At 40.3% G+C, this 17,811-nt stretch carries 15 protein-coding genes and 1 riboswitch; of the genes, 2 read left to right on the top strand and 13 right to left on the bottom strand.

What is annotated here, in order from left to right:
* The first annotated feature begins 102 nt into the window (after positions 1-102).
* Positions 103-351: a ferredoxin gene (locus tag ACFX4X_RS08895; protein WP_034308087.1), complete on the top strand. Its 249-nt coding sequence runs from the start codon at positions 103-105 to the stop codon at positions 349-351.
* Between the two features lie 137 nt (positions 352-488).
* On the opposite strand, the gene ACFX4X_RS08890 is transcribed toward ACFX4X_RS08895, so the two are convergent.
* Positions 489-1,070, bottom strand: coding sequence for an ECF transporter S component (locus ACFX4X_RS08890; RefSeq protein WP_061463910.1), 582 nt, complete (start codon positions 1,068-1,070; stop codon positions 489-491).
* Between the two features lie 166 nt (positions 1,071-1,236).
* A riboswitch (FMN riboswitch) is annotated at positions 1,237-1,373 on the bottom strand.
* Between the two features lie 1,072 nt (positions 1,374-2,445).
* On the opposite strand from ACFX4X_RS08890, the gene serA reads away from it, so the two are divergent.
* Entirely contained in the window at positions 2,446-4,020 is a 1,575-nt protein-coding gene (serA, locus tag ACFX4X_RS08885) for a phosphoglycerate dehydrogenase (protein ID WP_061463911.1), read from the top strand.
* A 115-nt stretch (positions 4,021-4,135) separates the two neighbouring features.
* Here serA and ACFX4X_RS08880 read toward each other — a convergent pair whose 3' ends face one another.
* The 12 genes from ACFX4X_RS08880 to ACFX4X_RS08825 form a co-directional block, all read right to left on the bottom strand.
* On the bottom strand, positions 4,136-5,353 hold the full coding sequence (locus tag ACFX4X_RS08880) for a hypothetical protein (protein WP_377382995.1): 1,218 nt from the start codon (positions 5,351-5,353) through the stop codon (positions 4,136-4,138).
* Positions 5,319-5,900: an RNA polymerase sigma factor SigX gene (gene sigX, locus ACFX4X_RS08875; RefSeq protein WP_377383022.1), complete on the bottom strand. Its 582-nt coding sequence runs from the start codon at positions 5,898-5,900 to the stop codon at positions 5,319-5,321. Before sigX ends, ACFX4X_RS08880 begins: the two co-directional genes overlap by 35 nt.
* A gap of 197 nt (positions 5,901-6,097) precedes the next feature.
* On the bottom strand, positions 6,098-7,891 hold the full coding sequence (locus ACFX4X_RS08870; RefSeq protein ID WP_061463913.1) for an ATP-binding protein: 1,794 nt from the start codon (positions 7,889-7,891) through the stop codon (positions 6,098-6,100).
* Positions 7,888-8,604, bottom strand: coding sequence for a response regulator (locus ACFX4X_RS08865; protein WP_089361435.1), 717 nt, complete (start codon positions 8,602-8,604; stop codon positions 7,888-7,890). The genes ACFX4X_RS08870 and ACFX4X_RS08865 overlap by 4 nt, the downstream gene beginning before the upstream one ends.
* Before the next feature lie 296 nt (positions 8,605-8,900).
* Complete coding sequence (gene ccsB, locus ACFX4X_RS08860; protein ID WP_284470293.1) at positions 8,901-10,079, bottom strand: c-type cytochrome biogenesis protein CcsB; 1,179 nt, start codon at positions 10,077-10,079, stop codon at positions 8,901-8,903.
* Complete coding sequence (resB, locus tag ACFX4X_RS08855) at positions 10,072-11,721, bottom strand: cytochrome c biogenesis protein ResB (RefSeq protein WP_377382993.1); 1,650 nt, start codon at positions 11,719-11,721, stop codon at positions 10,072-10,074. Before resB ends, ccsB begins: the two co-directional genes overlap by 8 nt.
* 18 nt (positions 11,722-11,739) lie before the next feature.
* On the bottom strand, positions 11,740-12,270 hold the full coding sequence (gene resA / locus ACFX4X_RS08850) for a thiol-disulfide oxidoreductase ResA (RefSeq protein WP_377382992.1): 531 nt from the start codon (positions 12,268-12,270) through the stop codon (positions 11,740-11,742).
* 208 nt (positions 12,271-12,478) lie between these two features.
* A complete protein-coding gene (gene rluB, locus ACFX4X_RS08845; protein ID WP_061463918.1) occupies positions 12,479-13,219 on the bottom strand; it encodes a 23S rRNA pseudouridine(2605) synthase RluB in 741 nt (246 codons plus the stop codon).
* Positions 13,220-13,531: 312 nt separating this feature from the next.
* A complete protein-coding gene (locus ACFX4X_RS08840; protein WP_375166287.1) occupies positions 13,532-14,059 on the bottom strand; it encodes a spore maturation protein in 528 nt (175 codons plus the stop codon).
* A gap of 13 nt (positions 14,060-14,072) precedes the next feature.
* Positions 14,073-14,666 (bottom strand): nucleoside recognition domain-containing protein, encoded by a 594-nt coding sequence (locus tag ACFX4X_RS08835; protein ID WP_061463920.1) that lies wholly within the window; start codon positions 14,664-14,666, stop codon positions 14,073-14,075.
* The gene (locus ACFX4X_RS08830) at positions 14,659-15,819 is read right to left on the bottom strand and encodes a D-alanyl-D-alanine carboxypeptidase family protein (protein WP_377382990.1); all 1,161 of its coding nucleotides are present in this window, start codon (positions 15,817-15,819) and stop codon (positions 14,659-14,661) included. Before ACFX4X_RS08830 ends, ACFX4X_RS08835 begins: the two co-directional genes overlap by 8 nt.
* Before the next feature lie 168 nt (positions 15,820-15,987).
* Positions 15,988-17,634 carry an FAD-dependent oxidoreductase gene (locus ACFX4X_RS08825; protein ID WP_284470290.1) on the bottom strand — a complete coding sequence of 549 codons (1,647 nt, stop codon included), beginning with the start codon at positions 17,632-17,634 and terminating at the stop codon, positions 15,988-15,990.
* Positions 17,635-17,811 lie beyond the last annotated feature (177 nt).

Here is a 17,811-nt window from a genome sequence, read left to right as displayed (position 1 = left end):
TTCTATTGAAAAGTTTGGCATTCGGTCTTACAATAAGAAAGAGATAATAATCTGAAATAAAAAGATTATCAGTTGTCTATCAACTTAGGAGGGGTTATATTCATGGCTAAATTTACTATTGTGGATAAAGAAACATGCATCGCTTGTGGCGCTTGCGGAGCAGCAGCACCAGATATATATGATTATGATGACGAAGGGATTGCATTTGTTACCCTTGACGATAACGAGGGAATCGTTGAAATTCCAGATGTACTTATAGATGACATGATGGATGCATTTGAAGGATGTCCAACGGATTCTATTAAAGTTGCTGATGAGGCATTTGACGGGGATGCACTAAAATTCGAATAAAGGTACAAGCCATTTTCAATCGAGAATGGCTTTTTTTTTGGACAATTTCATTGCATCTTCCCCTGCCAAATTAAACGGACATAAAAAACAACCGAATTTGGATATCGGTTGTTTTTATGTTTCTATCGTAAATGCCATTAAGCATTTTTATATAATGTTTGCTTATTGATCCATGCCTGTAATTTAATGAACAACAACATGAATACAGATGTTATAAGCACGCCTTTAATTACATTGAAAGGCAAGATTGCCGTCGTGATTAACTTTCTTGATTCGGGTGCCGACATTGCATCCCATCCCATAAAGAAGGTATAAGCCGGTAAAAAGACATAATAGTTTAAAACACTCATAAATACTGCCATGGAAACTGTTCCCGCAAGTAAAGCGAACGTCATCCCTTTTTTTGAATTGATTTTCTGAAATACATAATAAGTTGGCAAGACAAACAGTATTCCGGCTATAAAGTTAGCAATATGCCCCACAGGTACAGCTGTCAAGGTCCCTGTCATGACTAAATCCAATAGGTTTTTAAGGAATTCAACTAGAATTCCTGCCATAGGACCAAAAATCAATGCCGCCATCAATGCTGGTATGTCGCTAAAATCAACATTCAGAAAAGGTGGAAATCCTGGAAACGGAAAATTCAAAAGCATCAATAAATAAGAAATGCTTCCCATCATTGCCAGCGTGACCGTTTTTTTCACTTTATTCTTTTTCATAGTTCTCTCTCCTTCTTTTCCGATCTACCTGAAAAGAGGTTAGTGTTCCTTAATGATGTCGATGCTCAATAAAAAAACCTTTAATTCCAATAGAATTAAAGGGATAAATTAAAGGTTACATCAAACAAACGTATCAGCAAATGACTGTTGAAACGCACTCAGGAACCTCCATCTTCTCCCATCCAGACTATACTGTCGGCTTTGGAATCACACCAAATCCTGCCCCGTAAGGCTCGCGGGCTTAGAAGGAGAACTTCCTTCATCACCGCCGGTGGGGAATTGCACCCCGCCCCGAAGATAGACCTATAAAATTTTTAGTTTCCTTTCGTTTCCGAAAGGTGCGTTAAGTAGCTTTGTATCAGCAGTTTATTCTTATAGGCGATTTAATGTGTTTCCACTAATCCCCTTTGAAAACCCGCTTTTCCAACCAAGTTTCCTACCAAAAACCTACCGTTTCTCCACCACTTAATTTATTTGATTTTATCATGCAAATTTAAAAAAGCAAGAAATAAATTTCCGCCTTTAACCTTTGGTTTTAATTTAAGGATAATTTATCCAACGAATTTTAGAGTATGTTTTTTCAGCAATAGGTAATTGGAATTTAAAACAATACACGTTGCAATCAGTCAAATTTTCCGATTCCTCCTGCATGTATCTTTCTTTGATCAGAGGCCTTTTCTTTTAGGCAAACGGCTGACAACGCGTTTTAATCGCTCCAGAAGTTTTTTCTGTTTATCCTGTTGATCCGCATTATAAATCGCTATACTTCCTGTCTGGCCGCCAATTGATTAGTGGGACCAAAGATCTTACATTTCTCTTACGCAATGCCATGAGTTCACCTTGCCGCATTCGAAGCCAATATGAAGATCAGCTTTTTACGGTACTCAAATCCGCTAAGATTTACTTACTTTATCTTTGGTCCAGTAATCCACTTTGGGCTTACCAGAGCTTGGTTTTGAGCTTTTATCCAACAGGAAAAAAGGATTCTTTAGTATTCAGCTGAATCGTCAGAAGAGCAGAGGTCATAGTACTTGTCTACTCGAGAAGATAAGGAAGGACCGAAAAGTATTTTTTCTCTGTTAAATACAGTTAGGATGAATATCTATGGTCATGGTGAATGTCCATTTATAGATTAAAAGGTTTAAAACAATAATTGGATATACAAAATGATGATTCGGAATAATGTAAATAATTTTTCTTTTTTAAGCAATCGATGAGGAAGCCATTATTATGGCGGCCTTCCACACACGATCAGGATGATAATTATTGTTTTAAGCGCTTACATCCATTTAAGTCAAATTGACATAATTACCATTTCAATTGTAAAATTAACTGAAATTTAAGATAATTACTCTCCCTTAGGAAGGTGTTTAGCATGTATCGGATTTTAGTGGCAGATGCCATCAAACCAGAAGGACTCGGACCGCTATCAGAGGCATCCCATATTCTTCTTATTCAGAAGACAGTAGAGGAAGCGGCAAATGAACTTGATCGGATTGATGCAATACTTGTAAGAAGTGCAACGAAGGTAACGGAAGATTTAATGAACCGTATGCCGCAGTTGAAAATCATAGCACGCGCTGGTGTCGGCGTCGATAACATAGACATCCCCGCAGCGACAAAACGCGGGATTGTCGTGGTTAATGCACCCGACGGAAATACCATTTCAACAGCAGAACATACATTTGCGATGATGGCTTCCATGATGCGCCACATTCCGCAAGCTTATGCTTCATTAAAGAATGGGGAGTGGAAACGTTCTTCATATACAGGAACGGAACTTCGCGGTAAAACATTGGGTATAGTCGGCTTTGGACGTATCGGAGGGGAAATTGCCAAACGTGCTAAAGTGTTTGGTATGGATGTCATTGTCTACGATCCGTTCCTTACTGCCGATCGTGCAAAGAAAATGTCCGTTACATCCCTGCCCTTAGATGAATTGCTTCCTAAAGCAGACATCATTACTGTGCATACTCCCCTAACGAATGAAACTAGAGGATTGATCAATAAAGAAAAACTGCTTACCTGTAAAAAAGGCATATATGTACTGAACTGCGCCCGTGGCGGTATTCTGGATGAAGATGACTTATATGAAGCGATAGTTGAAGGACATGTTGCGGGAGCGGCACTGGACGTTTTCGTCGAAGAACCTCCACTTGGCCATAAACTGCTTGAACTGGATAGCGTCATAGCTACACCTCATCTAGGTGCATCTACGAAAGAGGCCCAATTAAATGTGGCCGTACAGGTTGCCCAAGAAGTATTGACCTATTTCGAAGGAAATCCAGTCTCAAGTTCCATCAACCTTCCAGCCATTTCTAAAGAAGTCTTTGAAAAGGTACAACCATTCTATCAACTTGTTCAGCAAATGGGATCCATTGCTTCTCAGTGCATGAAAGAAGGAATTCAGGAAATCTCCGTTACGTATGCTGGAGAATCATTGGACTTCGATACAGCGATTCTGACAAAAAGTCTGATCTCAGGTTTCTTCAAATCAAGAGTTGATGCAGCCGTCAATGAAGTGAATGCCCTGCTGATCGCAAAAGAGCGTGGCATCACAGTTGGTGAAAAAATCTCTACGGACTCTTTAGGGTACTCTAACTTGATCAGCCTTAAAGTAAAAGGTGACAACCGTGAATTAACAATCAGTGGAACTTATATCGAAAATTACGGTTCTCGAATTGTTAGTTTGAATGATTTCAAAATCGACTTTCATCCGGAATCGAATTTACTTTATATCCAGCATACCGATAAACCTGGTGTTATTGGTAACGTAGGTAAGATCCTTGGTGACCACGGAGTGAATATCGCCACAATGCAGGTAGGTCGTAAAAAAGCTGGCGGGGAAGCCATCATGGTTCTGAGCTTTGATGAACCCTTAGAAGACAACATGAAACAATTTTTAATGGAAATAGATGATATTACGTTCATGGCCCGTATTTCATTATAAGAAGAAAAAAAGTGCCTTCATGCGCGGGCACTTTTCTTTTAGGGTGTTTATTATGTACGTTCTTTTCAGCACCATTACATGTACTTCTCCCCATCATTTAGCCTAACTCCCTGCATCAATTGACTTGGTTCGGTGCTTTGGGCACCACTATGTCTTCAGTTAAATTCAGCTGGCCTACCTCTTCAATAGGAGCATTTTCAAATTTCACTTTTTCAAAACCAAAATCCTTAGCAATGAAGAGAATGGCTTCTAAAGCTTGAAGGGATTCCTTGCTATTTTCAATAGCAGCTTGATCTGATAGATTAATGATCACAAGATCTCCTTTTGAACGTATACTTTCCCAATTCAGGTCATCCGGGATTGCAGGTGATATTCCCCCAATGTCCGGCTTCCCTTTTCCAGCTTGAAGCGCCTCTTCGAAGTCCTGATAATCCAGATTGCTTGGAACAAGAAACCTTGGAGAGGATTCATCTCTTTGGTAAAAAAGGTATGTGCGTTTTTTTTGATGAGGAATATCCGCCTCCTTTAAAAATCCTGCATGTGCAAACATTGCACCTTGCTTACCACCTGTAGAAAAAGTCATCTTCTCTATATTATTATAGGAAAGCGTTTCTTCCATCGAGTGGAGAAAAAGTGTATCATCATCCAATAGCCGGCTGTTTTTTCGAAAGTCAATATGAGCAGTGGTCATATCTTTTCCTTGGCTAATCTTTATATCAAGCGGAAAGTAGTCAAATAGCCCATATTGCTCTTCATCGATATCGGACATTTGGTTAACTAACCGATTCAGTGTATTCGATTCGTCATTATGTTTGAGTTTTATTGAGATGGGAACGATGAAATTCATTTGATCATCCGGTATACCCATGGTAATGAACGAAGCATTTTTCAGGTCGTCTTGATAAATCGCATGTACAAAAGTTTTTTCCTTTTCACCTTTTAATGGTTCTATTTCTGAAACCTCGTCGTTAGATTCAATTTCCACTCGCTTACCCAAAAACTCTTGATTATCCTGTTTATCTTCTGATGTATCTTCTTTGATACCCTGCCGTTCATGTTCTGTCATTTCCTTATTTTCAGAAATGGAAAATTTCCCATTACTGCCGGTCTCCTCTTGACTTGTAGTTCCTTTTTTCCCAATAATTAATGATGACGCAAAAACAACCAATAAGAATAAGGAGGTAACACCCGCAATTAGAGGCATCCAGTGTTTCTTTCTCTTTTTATCATGTATTCCCGCAAACACCTCTGCCTTTGTTCGGTCATCTTTTAATTTTGGAAGTTCGCGCAGCATGTCTTCAATTTCGCTTTCTTTCCAACGGGATTTTCTCAATGCGGTGGCCCTCCTTCCCTGATGAATCTTCCATCAATTTTTTGATTGCCTTTAAAGCACGGTGCTGGGTCGTTTTCACCTTACTTTCACTCCAATTTAATACTTCAGCAGTTTCCGTAATGGACATGCTCTGAATATATCGTAAAATGATGACGGACCTTTGATTCGTGGTACACCGGTTTAAGCATTGATAAATATCTTGGATATCATCGTTCATGATAGCCACTTCTTCCGGAATGGGCTGTGAATCTTTAATCAATTGCCTATCCCAATCAAAGTTAGGGAAGATTTTGTCTTTCCACCCTTTTTGTTTCCGAAAAAAATCAATTGTCACATTTCTTGCAATCGAATAAATCCACGTTTTTTCACTGCTTTTTCCTTCGAAGCGTTCATAGGCCTTCAATACCCGGATATAGACCTCCTGAACAAGGTCCTCAGCCGTTTCACGATTTTTAGTCATATAATAAATGAATTGATAAATTTCTTGATGATATTTTTCATAAAGATCGTGGAAAACGGAATCCTTCATTTCCCCACATCCGTTCATAAATATAGTCGTCATTCCTAAATAAAAGTTACATACCTCGGCTTTAATCTTATTATAAAATTCCGTAAATTGCCACATATCCGAGGCTTCTCATCTTTCTCCTAAAAAAAAAACAAAGACAAGTTGGAAATGAATCCAATTGCCTTTGTCTTCACAGTTTTGTATGAAACAAGATTTTTTGGCAAGCTACCCGTCATTCATTCAGCATTTTCCATAATTCGAGGCAGGATAAAACTGAACGTTGTCCCTTTATTAGGTAAACTGTTTACCGAAATGTAGCCGTCATGGGCATTGATTATATTTTTTACGATTGCCAAACCCAATCCGGTACCTGATCTGCCGCGGGTCCTTGCTTTATCCGCTTTATAAAACCTCTCGAATACAAAAGGTAAATCCTCTTCGGGAATACCTGATCCAGAGTCCCTCACATCAATGATCAGACCCCTTCGATCACTAGTCCTCTGGATGACATCAATGTTACCGCCTGAAGGAGTATGACGAATCGCATTATCAATTAAATTAGTCAAAACCTGTTCAATCCGGTCAGGGTCAAATTGCCATTCGATTTCATTGTCTTGAAGACTGGCTGATATTGTGATCCCCTTTTCTTTGGCAAGTCCGGAAAACTTACTTGTTATCCGCTTTAAATAAGGAGATATAGGCACACATTCAAAGCTAAGGTTCATTTTTCCCGATTCCAATTTAGCCAGATCAAGCAGGTCATTGACTAAACGTCCCATTCTCAAAGATTCATCATAGATGATTCGGGCCATTTCCACCTTTTCCTCTTCACTGCTCGCAATGTCATCTACGATCGCTTCACTATATCCTTGCAACATAGAAATTGGCGTTCTTAACTCATGGGAGACATTCGCTATGAAATCCGTCCTAAGTTTGTCCATACGTCTTTCATCACTCATATCCCGTATGATGGCCACCGCTCCCCGGATATTGTCGGCATTTGTATATAGCGGGCTGACAATCAAACCCCAATCACGGCCTTGCAAGGTAATTTCACCGACTCGCTCCTTATCGAAGGACTCTGATTCATCAAAAAGATTCATCAAAACCAAGGGGACATTCACGTTATCCTCCCGGTTATAGCCTTTCTCAAAGTACCAGGATTGCAGAAACCTTTCCGCTGGCGGATTCGTTTCAAGGATTGTGCCATCTTTATTGAAGGTAATGACCCCATCAGCCATACTGCTAAGAATGCTTGAGAGATGTTCTTTTTCCTGACTAAGTGCATTCATATTGAATTTCAGTTGCTTTCTCATCTGATTAAACGCTATGGCCAACTCACCAATCTCATCTTGAGTCAAGATAGGAACCTTTGTATCAAATTTTCCCCGGGCAATCGCTAGCGCGGCTTCCCTCATCTTCACCAATGGGGCATTGATTCTTGTAGATAAAAAGAAAGCAAAAATCGTTGTCAATATGATGGCGATGCCCGCTGCCAATAAAATGAACTGTGTAGTGGACTTTGTGGTTTCTTCCATGGATTCCAACGATTGAAATAAGAAAACTTCATCCTGTTCCCCATTCAATTCAAGTGGAATCCCTACAACAATTGCGGATAATTCCTCTTTACCCGCATCATCGGATAACGCGATTTCCTTTTTGACTGTCTTTCTATCCGTAAAAACCTTGAGCAATTCGGGATCATTCTTAATGAATTCCGCCGTGATTTCAAACTCCTTTTCTCCTCCGATGGATGAGAATACCATTTTTTCATCGTTAAGAATGATCATTTTCGTTTCGTTGCCTATTAATTCCGAAGCTATTTGTAAAACCTCATTGTTAGATCCTTGATGGTCATTGGTTACCTTAATGATTTGTTCAGCCGTTTTGGTTAAATTATTTTCAATATTTTCAATTTGGAAGTTCTGAAAGAATTCGACCAGCAGAACGGTTAAAACGATTAATACAAACGACACGAGCAATAGGATCGTTGCCCATAGCTTCCCAACAACACTGCCCCATAGCATCAGTCATTAATGACTTCGAACTTGTAACCTACACCCCAAACAGTGACAATCATCTTGGCTGCGTTTTCGGATATGCGGTTTAATTTTTCACGTAAGCGTTTAACATGCGTGTCTACAGTTCGAAGGTCTCCAAAGAATTCATAGTGCCACACTTCTTTTAACAATTGCTCTCTATCGAAAACTTTATCGGGGGATTTCGCTAAGAAATATAATAATTCATATTCTTTTGGTGTTAAAGAAACCTCTTTGCTATCAGCAAGTACACGGTGGGCATCATTATCGATCGTTAGATGTGAGAAGACGATCACATCTTTTGCCGTTGTTTCCGTCTGCATGTAACTCGTGCTTGAAGAGCGACGTAATAAAGCTTTTACCCTTAACACGACTTCACGAGGACTGAACGGCTTTACGATATAATCATCGGTACCCACTTCGAACCCTTGAACGCGGTTCACTTCTTCCCCTTTAGCAGTCAGCATGATAATAGGTGTCGTTTTCTTCTCCCTTAATTCACGGCAAACTTCGATTCCATCTTTACCAGGCATCATAATATCCAATAAAATTAAATCATAATCATTATCAAGGGCTTTTGATAAAGCCATATCTCCATTTTCAGCTTCATCGATTATGTATTCTTCTCTTTCCAAATACATCTTTAACAGCCGGCGGATTCTTTCTTCATCATCCACCACGAGAATTTTAATAGCATTATACATTATGTAATCAGCCTCCTATCATATATTCTACAAAATGAAAACTTCAATGACTAATACTTTTTCCTTTCAAAGTACGATAAGATACCATTTCGTATAGATTCTTTGGACTTTTTCACCATTTTGTCACAAAAAAAGACTTCAACCGCTCACATAGAATTCATGATGGCCATTTCACCGAAATATCCTTTTAAAGTGAGAGGCACGTAAAAAGGGATCATTCTCCAGAAAAATCGATTAGCCAACTCCTCGACGTTTCTATCAAAAGACCCCCTTCATCTAATTATTACAATACAGATTCAAGCATATGAATGCAAACCAGCAATTACAAGATTAACGAATATCAAGTTAAATATCATTATGGCAAAACCGATGACGGCAAGCCAAGCTGATTTTTCCCCTTGCCACCCCTTTGACATGCGCAGATGCAAGAAAGCCGCATAAAACAACCAGGTAACCAGTGCCCATACTTCTTTCGGATCCCAGCCCCAGAATCGTGTCCAGGCCACTTGAGCCCAGATCATTGCAAAAATGAGGGCACCGAGTGTAAAGACCGGAAAGCCGATAAGGACCGAACGATAACTAATCTCGTCCAATAAATTCAAATTCACGTTTTTAACGATCGGTTTAATCAATGCCGCCACTCTTTTGCGAGCAATCAGCCTTATTAGGCCATAGAGGACGAGCCCCATACCGATTGACCAAATGACTGTATTCAGTTTCTTAGCATTGATCAATGGAGGCATGTTGACCAGTGGTTCAAACCGATCCGCCTCGGTTAGTTTCCCTTCATTTGGACCCACTAACGCCGGGAGATTGAATTCCTGTTTAACCTCAGCACCATGTTTATCGACCCAATCAAAATTCGCCTTATAATCCATGGCCGCAAAAGTAGAAGTGATGATGACAAAACCGATAGTGCTGACTAATGTGAACATGATGACTTCAAGCCAGAACGTTCTTTTGCTTGATTTTGCCTGATCGACGAATTTGACTAAGTAAATGATGGCTGCAACGAAACTTATGGCTAGGATCGACTGTCCTGCCGCTGCAGTCGTTACATGGATATGGAGCCAATCGCTCTGCAATGCAGGAATGAGTGGCGAAATTTCTGTAGGGAACATACTTGCATATGCGATTATCAATAACGCAATCGGTAAAGCGAATAACCCAAGGGCGGGTGTTTTATAAAGGAAATAAATTAATATGAAAGCACCGACCAGCATCATTCCGAAAAAGGTCGTAAATTCAAACAGGTTACTTACCGGGGCATGGCCGGCAGCGATCCATCTAGTGATGAAATACCCAATTTGCGCAGTGAAACCGAGAATGGTAATGAAAATGCCCAGTTTAGCCCATTTATTTTGTTTCTTTTCCTCCGCTCCACTTTTATCCTTTATCGATCCCCCGAATAAAAAGGTAGCGAGCAGATATAATAAGAAAGCTGCATATAAAAAGTTACTGCTTAATTCAGCCATTTAAAACTTCCCCCTTAGTAGAAGATTTCTCCTCCTCAAGTTGATCCGTTGGTTCGCAAAGAGATGTTGATTCTATCGCTTGTTCTATATCTCTTTTAATACCGTGCCAGTTTTTGTTTGTATGGCCGGCCATTAATATTTCATCATCCTTCCTCTTGATCCATATACGCCGGTGATTCCAATAAGAGCCTTGGACAACGCCTATCATGAAAATGATTCCACCTGTGAATAGGATCCAAAGCGTTAAATCCTTCCTTACGGTCAAAGCCGTGACATCTTGGGTTTCCACACCATTAAAAGCCATTTTATAAGTGTTTTCCCCTAAAGGCTCCACAGTCTCTTTAATCGCAACGAAACTGACTTCACCCTCTGGCTTATCCGGAGTATGCATTTTAAAGATAAATGCTGGATTATTCGGAATCTTCGATATCGTTCTAGGTACACCTTTTTCATCGAATTCGAAATCAGGGAAGTAACTGATCAAATCAACAGAATATCCTTCCTTCAACTCGTATTTCTTTTGAGGATTATTCAAATCAACCTTTAAGCTGCCATATTTCTCCTCGGTTTTTTTATTTATTAAATTAAAAGCCATCGTACTGAGCTCATCAAGCTTATAATCTACTTGGTAAAGGGCATAATGATCATATTTCAGAGGTTCATTGACTTTGATTTTATAATCTTTTACCTTATCAAGATCCACCTTTTCCCCTGGTATTGATTCTCCCTTGCGCTCATAGAGCGTAACATCAGATTGATAGGTTTTGGCTATCGTACCGGTTTTATCTATTGCAGCACTGTATTGTTCATCTTCTTCATTTCCTTTGTCATACACCTCTAAGGTGAATTCATTATTCTGAAGATAGTATTCACCATTTGTACCCGGGATTTCTTTTCTCTCACCTTCCCGTAGCCAAAGTACTTTGTCGATATACATCCCGGGGACAGAACGCAATAATGCTCCAATTAAGAAAATGATAAGTCCAATATGATTTACATAGGGTCCCCAACGTGAAAAACGCCCCTTTTCGGCAAGTATATGACCGTTTTCCTCGCGAATATGATAACGCTGCCTTTTTAATCTATTCTTTACTTCTTCAAGGTTTATATCTTGGTCTTCAAGCTTTGTCACTCCATAAAGCCTCTGACGCTTCATGAAACCGTCATGACGTGTGACCCCTTGTTTTTTTAATGATCGATATAATGGAAAAAAACGATCGATACTGGCAATCAGGAGTGATGTGCCCAGCATGCCTATGATAATCAAATACCACCATGAACTATATAAATTATGGAACCCGAGTTCATAATACACCTTCCCGAACCAGCCGTATTCCAGTTCATAATGTTCTGCAGGCGTCGCGGTTGAAGGTATATACATTTCCTGGGGTAAGATCGTCCCGATAGCTGAAGCGACCAAGGCAATGACAATGAGCGTCACCCCTACTTTAACGGAAGAAAAGAAGTTCCATATTTTATCGATGATCGTTTTTTTATATGTTTGTGAACGCCTGGCAGTTCCTTCATATCGCATATCAATAAGCTTGTTTTCTTTTTCGTTACCAAGGACCATCCCGCATTTCCCACAAATCTTTGTGCCAAACGGATTTACATGACCGCAATCGCATTTTACTTCTTTCATGTCAAAAACTCCCCAATATTATGGTTTAATTCTCTCCATATGCTTTTGGATGCTCTCTTCTGTCAAAGCTCCGGTGATGATATCTACCACTTTCCCCTCTTTATCGACCAAAAAGGTGACTGGCAAAATATCCACGCGATAGGCATTTTCCACTTCCCTGCCTTTATCGATCATGACTGGAAAGGTAAGATTATGCTTTGTAATAAAATTATTGACAGCATAGTCAGATTCCCCGACATTGACCGCTAATATCTCAACGCCCTGGTCCTTAAAGTTTTTATATTGATTTTCCATATAAGGCATTTCATATTCACACGGCTTACAATATGTACCCCAAAAGTTCAGGAAGACGCCTTTTCCTTTGTATTCAGAAAGTTTATGCTCTTTGCCTTCCATATCAGTCAAAACGAAATTGGGTGCATCTGATCCTTTTCTCAGACTTTCATTCTTATCTTTAGTGAAGTTCGTATAAAGGGCAAACACTAAAGCTGCACCTAAAAGCAGAAGAATGATGGTCCTGCCTATTAGGCGTCGCTTCTTCTTATCCATAGAGATCCTCCTAATGCCACACTAAATTTAACCATACCATTATACCATTCAACACCATGCCCATTTTATTTACATTTCTGAAGGTTTTGTGACATTCATTCCCGATTCATGAAAGAAAAGGTATTTACAGGTTGTTTTCCACCACCCATTCTTCCAGAGGAAGAATGGGGTAGTGGTTTCAACCTATTAATAAAGGAAAAATTCTTTTTTACATTCTCCGCTGTTTAGGTTCGGTCGATGCTAAAGTCCTCATTAATTTAACTTCATGTGGAGTCAGCTCCCTGGAATCTCCTGCTGTTAAACCGTCCAAAGTCAAGAAACCATATTGTTCCCTCTTCAATTTTATGACGGGATGGCCGATTGCTTCAAACATCCTGCGGACTTGCCTGTTCCTGCCTTCATGTATTGTGATTTCAACAATGGCCGTTTCCTTTTTTTTGTCGGTAGACAATACCCTAGTCTTGGCTGGAGCAGTCTTCCCATCCTCCAATTTGATACCTTTATCCAACTTTTTCAAGCTTTCACGCAAAGGCATCCCTTTTACTTTTGCAACATACACTTTATCCACTTCATGCTTCGGATGCATTAACGTGTTTGCAAATTCTCCGTCATTGGTTAAAATCAACAAACCTGAAGTATCGTAATCCAAGCGGCCAACTGGATAAATCCGCTCATTGATGTAAGGGAAATAGTCCGTTACGACTTTTCTATTCTTATCATCCGAAACTGCCGAAATGACGCCGCGCGGTTTATAGAATAGGAAATAAACAGGAGCTTCTTTTTCAAGCGGGACTTCATTAACCTGAACCTTATCATTAGGACCCACCTTCACGCCTAATTCCTTCACTACTTTGCCGTTCACTTTTACCTTGCCTTCTAAAATCAACTCTTCTGCTTTACGGCGGGAAGCCAGTCCAGCATGTGCTATCACCTTTTGTAATCGTTCCATCTATCTTCACCCCATAGTATAATCATTCGTTTGTTATTGTCTATACATACACAATCATACAATTATTACATATAGAGAGGCAAAAACAAAAGGTTTTTCGCGATTAAGAGCTTTTCTTTTATCAATACACTAATAATGAGACTGTTAAATGGTCTGGTTTCCATAATGAGTGTAACATAGCTTATTTTTCCATACAAAAAAATGTTTCTTTTAGATGAAAGTTTGGACCCCATTTAAAATCGATAGCCCATCATAGCCGTTAGTTTAAGAAAAAGACAAAAAAAAAGAAATGGGATGCCCATTTCCTTCCTTTTACTTCATTCCGAAAACTAGTGTGACAACGATAACGGCAGCTATGATTCCGATCAGGTCCGCCAAAAGACCGACCTTAAGGGCATCACCCATTTTTTTGATCCCGACCGCTCCAAAATAAACGGTCAATACGTAGAATGTGGTGTCTGTACTTCCCTGAATCGTGGCAGCCAGGCGTCCAACGAATGAATCCGGTCCATAAACCGATATAAGGTCGCTGGTCATGCCTAAAGCGGCTGTTCCGGATATTGGTCTAATAATCGCAAGGGGTAAAACCTCAGACGGAAAATGAAGAAAGGAAAGCAATGGGTTTAATAATTGTACAATGAAGTCCAATGCCCCTGATGCCCTAAATACCGAAATCGCCACAAGCATGCCTACCAGGAAAGGGATGAGGGAAAAGGACATGTTGATCCCTTCTTTCCCACCCTCGACGAAGGTCTCATAGGTGGGAATCCTTTTCAATGTACCGTACAGTAATATACAGAGGATCAAAATCGGTATCATCCAAATTGATATGGTGGTCATCCAGTGCAACATCCTATTCCCTCCCGCTTCTCTTTCTCCTGTAATAAAAATATCGGTCTATCGCTATTCCTCCAACGGCAGAAATGGCTGTTGCTATTATGGTCGGGAAAACGATGTCCGTCGGGGAGTGGGCATCGTAATTCATGCGGATTGCAATAACAGTCGTCGGAATCAACGTTACGCTTGAGGTATTGATCGCTAAAAAAGTGACCATCGAGCGGCTTACCGTTGCTTTTCCTCCATTTAGTTTCTTTAGCTGCTCCATGGCTTTAATACCAAGAGGTGTAGCTGCATTCCCTAAACCGAATGTGTTTGCCATCATATTCGAAAGGATATATCCCATAGCCGGATGATTAGGCGGTACTTCAGGGAACAGCCATCTCATGAATGGCTTGAACAAGTTGGATAGTTTATCAAGCAGTCCCGATTCTTCCGCTATTTTCATCAAACCCAGCCAAAAGACAAGAATGCTCATCAGTCCCAGACAAAGGGTTACCGCTTCCTTTGCACTGACAAAAAGAGCTTTATTCACCTGATCCATGGTCCCATTAATCATGCCAAATACAATACCGATCACAAACATCCCAACCCAAATGTAATTAACCATTTTGTTCGATTCCCAATACCGCTTCAAATACCTCGGCCCATGATGATTGGAACGATTGTTGCTTGAAGCTTTCTTTTGATTCCCCATAAAAAATTGAACGCGTACCTATTTTCTTTCCATCGAGATAGATGGATGCCCTGCCGACCACTTCCGGGATTTTCCTTTTATCTTTCCAAACCTTCTGAGGCTTCAACAATTTCATTTTCACATTGACCAACTTTGTCTCTTCTTTTGTTAGTGGGTATGAAAAATCCTTTTTAATGTAGACATGCCCTTTATATATTTTATTTTCCATATTCTTTACCATGCCTTCAGGTAAAATTTCTGTTGGCTTATAATCCTTAAAGGCAGATTCGTACATTTGAATATGATCATTCCAATCATCCGGACCATTCAATGTCACTGCAATCAGGTCATGCCCGTTTTTTGTTGCCGTCGTGACCAAGGTACGTTTTGCTAGTTTGGTATACCCCGTTTTCCCCCCTGTGCAATACTCATATAATTGTGTAAGTAGGCGATTTTTGTTTTTCCATACATAATCCCATTGTTCTGTGGAATTAGGTGCCCTATGTTCCTTTGTGCCGGCAATCTTGGCATACGTTTCATTTTGCATGGCATAACGAGTGAGTATGGCCATATCATATGCGGTTGAATAATGATTTTTCGTATTATCCAAACCATGTGGATTTGAAAAATGAGTATTTTTCATCCCGATTTCTTCCGCCTTTTGATTCATCATCCAGACGAATCCATCCAGGCTTCCGCCAACCTTTTCACTGATTGCGACTGCTGCATCATTGCCTGAACGAAGCATCAAGCCATAAACCAAATCTTCGAGCTTAATTCTTTCACCTTCTTTTAAATAAAGGGATGATCCCTCCGTCCCGAAGGCAGTACTGCTCACCTTCACTTTTTCATCCATTAGTCCCGATTCAATAGCCAAGATAGCCGTCATTATTTTCGTAATGCTTGCTATACGATTCTTTTCATGGGCATTCACTTCATAAATGACCCTTCCGCTATCCTCATCCATTAAAATCGCACTATGGGCACTTACGGAAACCTTTGCTTTGGCGCTTTGTAAGGGTGCCATAAAAGACAACAGGAGAATGACGATACACAAACTTGATAACCCTTTATATGAAAAACGCATAAGTGCCCCCTCGTCTCTTTACTTGTTTTTGTACAAGTTTATGCAAATGGACAAGGGTTATGAATAAAAAGAATGTAAACCTTCATGATATCTCCATATTTTCAAAGATCATTTCCAATAAATAAAAAAATCGATAGGAGGACAGTCCCCTATCGATTTAGTGTTCTATCATACTAATAATGCAGCGATTTCATCTATTTTCTTAGCGCCGAATACCACTTCTTCATCATTGATGATCATAGCCGGCACGCTCATGACTTTATATTTCTTCTTAATTTCCTGGAAATTGCTTATATCGACCATTTCAGCTTCAACGTTAGGGTTTTCAATCGCTATGCGCTGTGCACCCACTACAACGTCTGGACAGTAGTGACATGCCAATGAAACCATAACCTTAATGTTCGCTTTTTTACTGATTCCCTTAATTGAATTCAATACGGCTGAATCCAATGCCTGACCTGGTCCGGCCAGGTTATAGATAGCCAAGATGAAGGAATTCAGCTCATGGCCGCCTGGTACACCGTGGTATTTGACGCCGCTGTATTCACCATTTGAATTTAAGAGGGAAACGACTGGGAACTTATCTGCATTGATTTTTGCTTCAATTTCCGTATTTTCCCCCTTGTTGTATAACTCAAGATGAAGATTTTCTCCTAATTCCGCAACATCCAACAAGAAGTCTCGCAATTCGACTGATTTTGGCAAACTTTCATCGACGATGGACACCAATGTAACGTCGCTCTCCATCTTGCCGAAGATTCCCTTCAGTTGGCCACGTAACGCATCACTTAATAAAGCGCTCTTTCCTGCTGGGACAGCGGCCTGTTCTTTTTTCGCCGGTTTTTCAACTTCAGGTTCATCTTTAATGCCTAAACGATCTTTTTCTTCAGCAATATATTTGCCGGCATCTGTTGCTGCAATCGCTCCGTCAGATACAGCGGTGATAATCTGGCGCAAAGATTTTGGCCTTAGGTCGCCCGCCGCATATACACCCTTCACATTAGTATTCATATCATCATCCGTGAGAATGTAACCAGCATGGTCCATTTCGATATGGCCAGTGAAAATCTCTGTTTTCGGCTCGTAACCAATGAAAACGAATACTCCAAACGTACTGTCTTCTTCCTTCGCCTTATATTCAAATTCTTCTTTAGTCTCGTTATTGATGAAGCGGGCACTTTGAATCATCCCGTCCCCATATACCCCAAGGATCTCCGTATTGAATTTCACTTCAATCTTATCATTTGCCATCACTTTATCAACGATGGACGGGGCACACGAGAAGCTTGATTCCCGGGCGATGATTGTAACCTTTGTAGCAAAGCGTGTCAGGAATATAGCTTCTTCAGCGGCTGCATACCCTGCCCCGATAACGAAAACTTCCAACCCTTCAAAGAATTCGCCATCACAAGTTGAACAATAAGCTACACCGCGTCCAGTGAATTCCTCTTCACCCGGAAAGCCCAATGTTCTTGGAGTAGCACCCGTTGCAATGATGACGGCGCGGGCCTGGTAGTCCCCACCAAGGGTTTTAACGACTTTTATCTCACCGGAGAAATCCACGCCCGTTACATCAGCTTTGGCGAATTCCACTCCAAAATCTTCATTTTGAAGCTTCATTTCTTCAACCAACCTTGGACCCGAAATATGGCGGATACCAGGATAATTGGCTATTTCCGATGTAGTTGCAGCTTGTCCGCCGCCAGTTCCTTTTTCAAGAATTATTGTCTTTAGTTTAGCTCTTCCTGCATAAACGCCCGCTGAGAGGCCTGCAGGACCGCCGCCAATAATTAATAAATCATATATTTTTTTCATATTTGTTCTCCTTGCTGAAAGAAAATGCGTGCTAAACTGATTATTTTGAAAAACAAAAGGCACTTATTTTAGGTAAGTGCCTTTTGTCATTAGATCTTGTCGGACGAATTGTCCCAGTAATCGTAATCAATTGCTGTATATATCCATTAATCAAAGAAATGGATCATCCCATTAAAA

Source organism: Peribacillus sp. YIM B13481 (assembly GCF_042787985.1).
Taxonomy (GTDB): Bacteria; Bacillota; Bacilli; order Bacillales; family DSM-1321; genus Peribacillus; species Peribacillus simplex_A.
Note: the sequence above shows the minus strand (reverse complement) of the source record. Positions and strands in the feature narration are given on the sequence as shown.

What these genes read in the sequence shown, in the direction of transcription:
- ACFX4X_RS08830 (WP_377382990.1), bottom strand. Translation starts at nt 15,819, where the DNA reads ATGCGTTTTTCATATAAAGGGTTATCAAGTTTGTGTATCGTCATTCTC.
- sigX (WP_377383022.1), bottom strand. Translation starts at nt 5,900, where the DNA reads ATGAACGGATGTGGGGAAATGAAGGATTCCGTTTTCCACGATCTTTAT.
- ACFX4X_RS08895 (WP_034308087.1), top strand. Translation starts at nt 103, where the DNA reads ATGGCTAAATTTACTATTGTGGATAAAGAAACATGCATCGCTTGTGGC.
- ACFX4X_RS08840 (WP_375166287.1), bottom strand. Translation starts at nt 14,059, where the DNA reads ATGACCACCATATCAATTTGGATGATACCGATTTTGATCCTCTGTATA.
- ccsB (WP_284470293.1), bottom strand. Translation starts at nt 10,079, where the DNA reads ATGGCTGAATTAAGCAGTAACTTTTTATATGCAGCTTTCTTATTATAT.
- resB (WP_377382993.1), bottom strand. Translation starts at nt 11,721, where the DNA reads ATGAAAGAAGTAAAATGCGATTGCGGTCATGTAAATCCGTTTGGCACA.
- ACFX4X_RS08825 (WP_284470290.1), bottom strand. Translation starts at nt 17,634, where the DNA reads ATGAAAAAAATATATGATTTATTAATTATTGGCGGCGGTCCTGCAGGC.
- ACFX4X_RS08835 (WP_061463920.1), bottom strand. Translation starts at nt 14,666, where the DNA reads ATGGTTAATTACATTTGGGTTGGGATGTTTGTGATCGGTATTGTATTT.
- ACFX4X_RS08890 (WP_061463910.1), bottom strand. Translation starts at nt 1,070, where the DNA reads ATGAAAAAGAATAAAGTGAAAAAAACGGTCACGCTGGCAATGATGGGA.
- serA (WP_061463911.1), top strand. Translation starts at nt 2,446, where the DNA reads ATGTATCGGATTTTAGTGGCAGATGCCATCAAACCAGAAGGACTCGGA.
- rluB (WP_061463918.1), bottom strand. Translation starts at nt 13,219, where the DNA reads ATGGAACGATTACAAAAGGTGATAGCACATGCTGGACTGGCTTCCCGC.
- ACFX4X_RS08865 (WP_089361435.1), bottom strand. Translation starts at nt 8,604, where the DNA reads ATGTATAATGCTATTAAAATTCTCGTGGTGGATGATGAAGAAAGAATC.
- resA (WP_377382992.1), bottom strand. Translation starts at nt 12,270, where the DNA reads ATGGATAAGAAGAAGCGACGCCTAATAGGCAGGACCATCATTCTTCTG.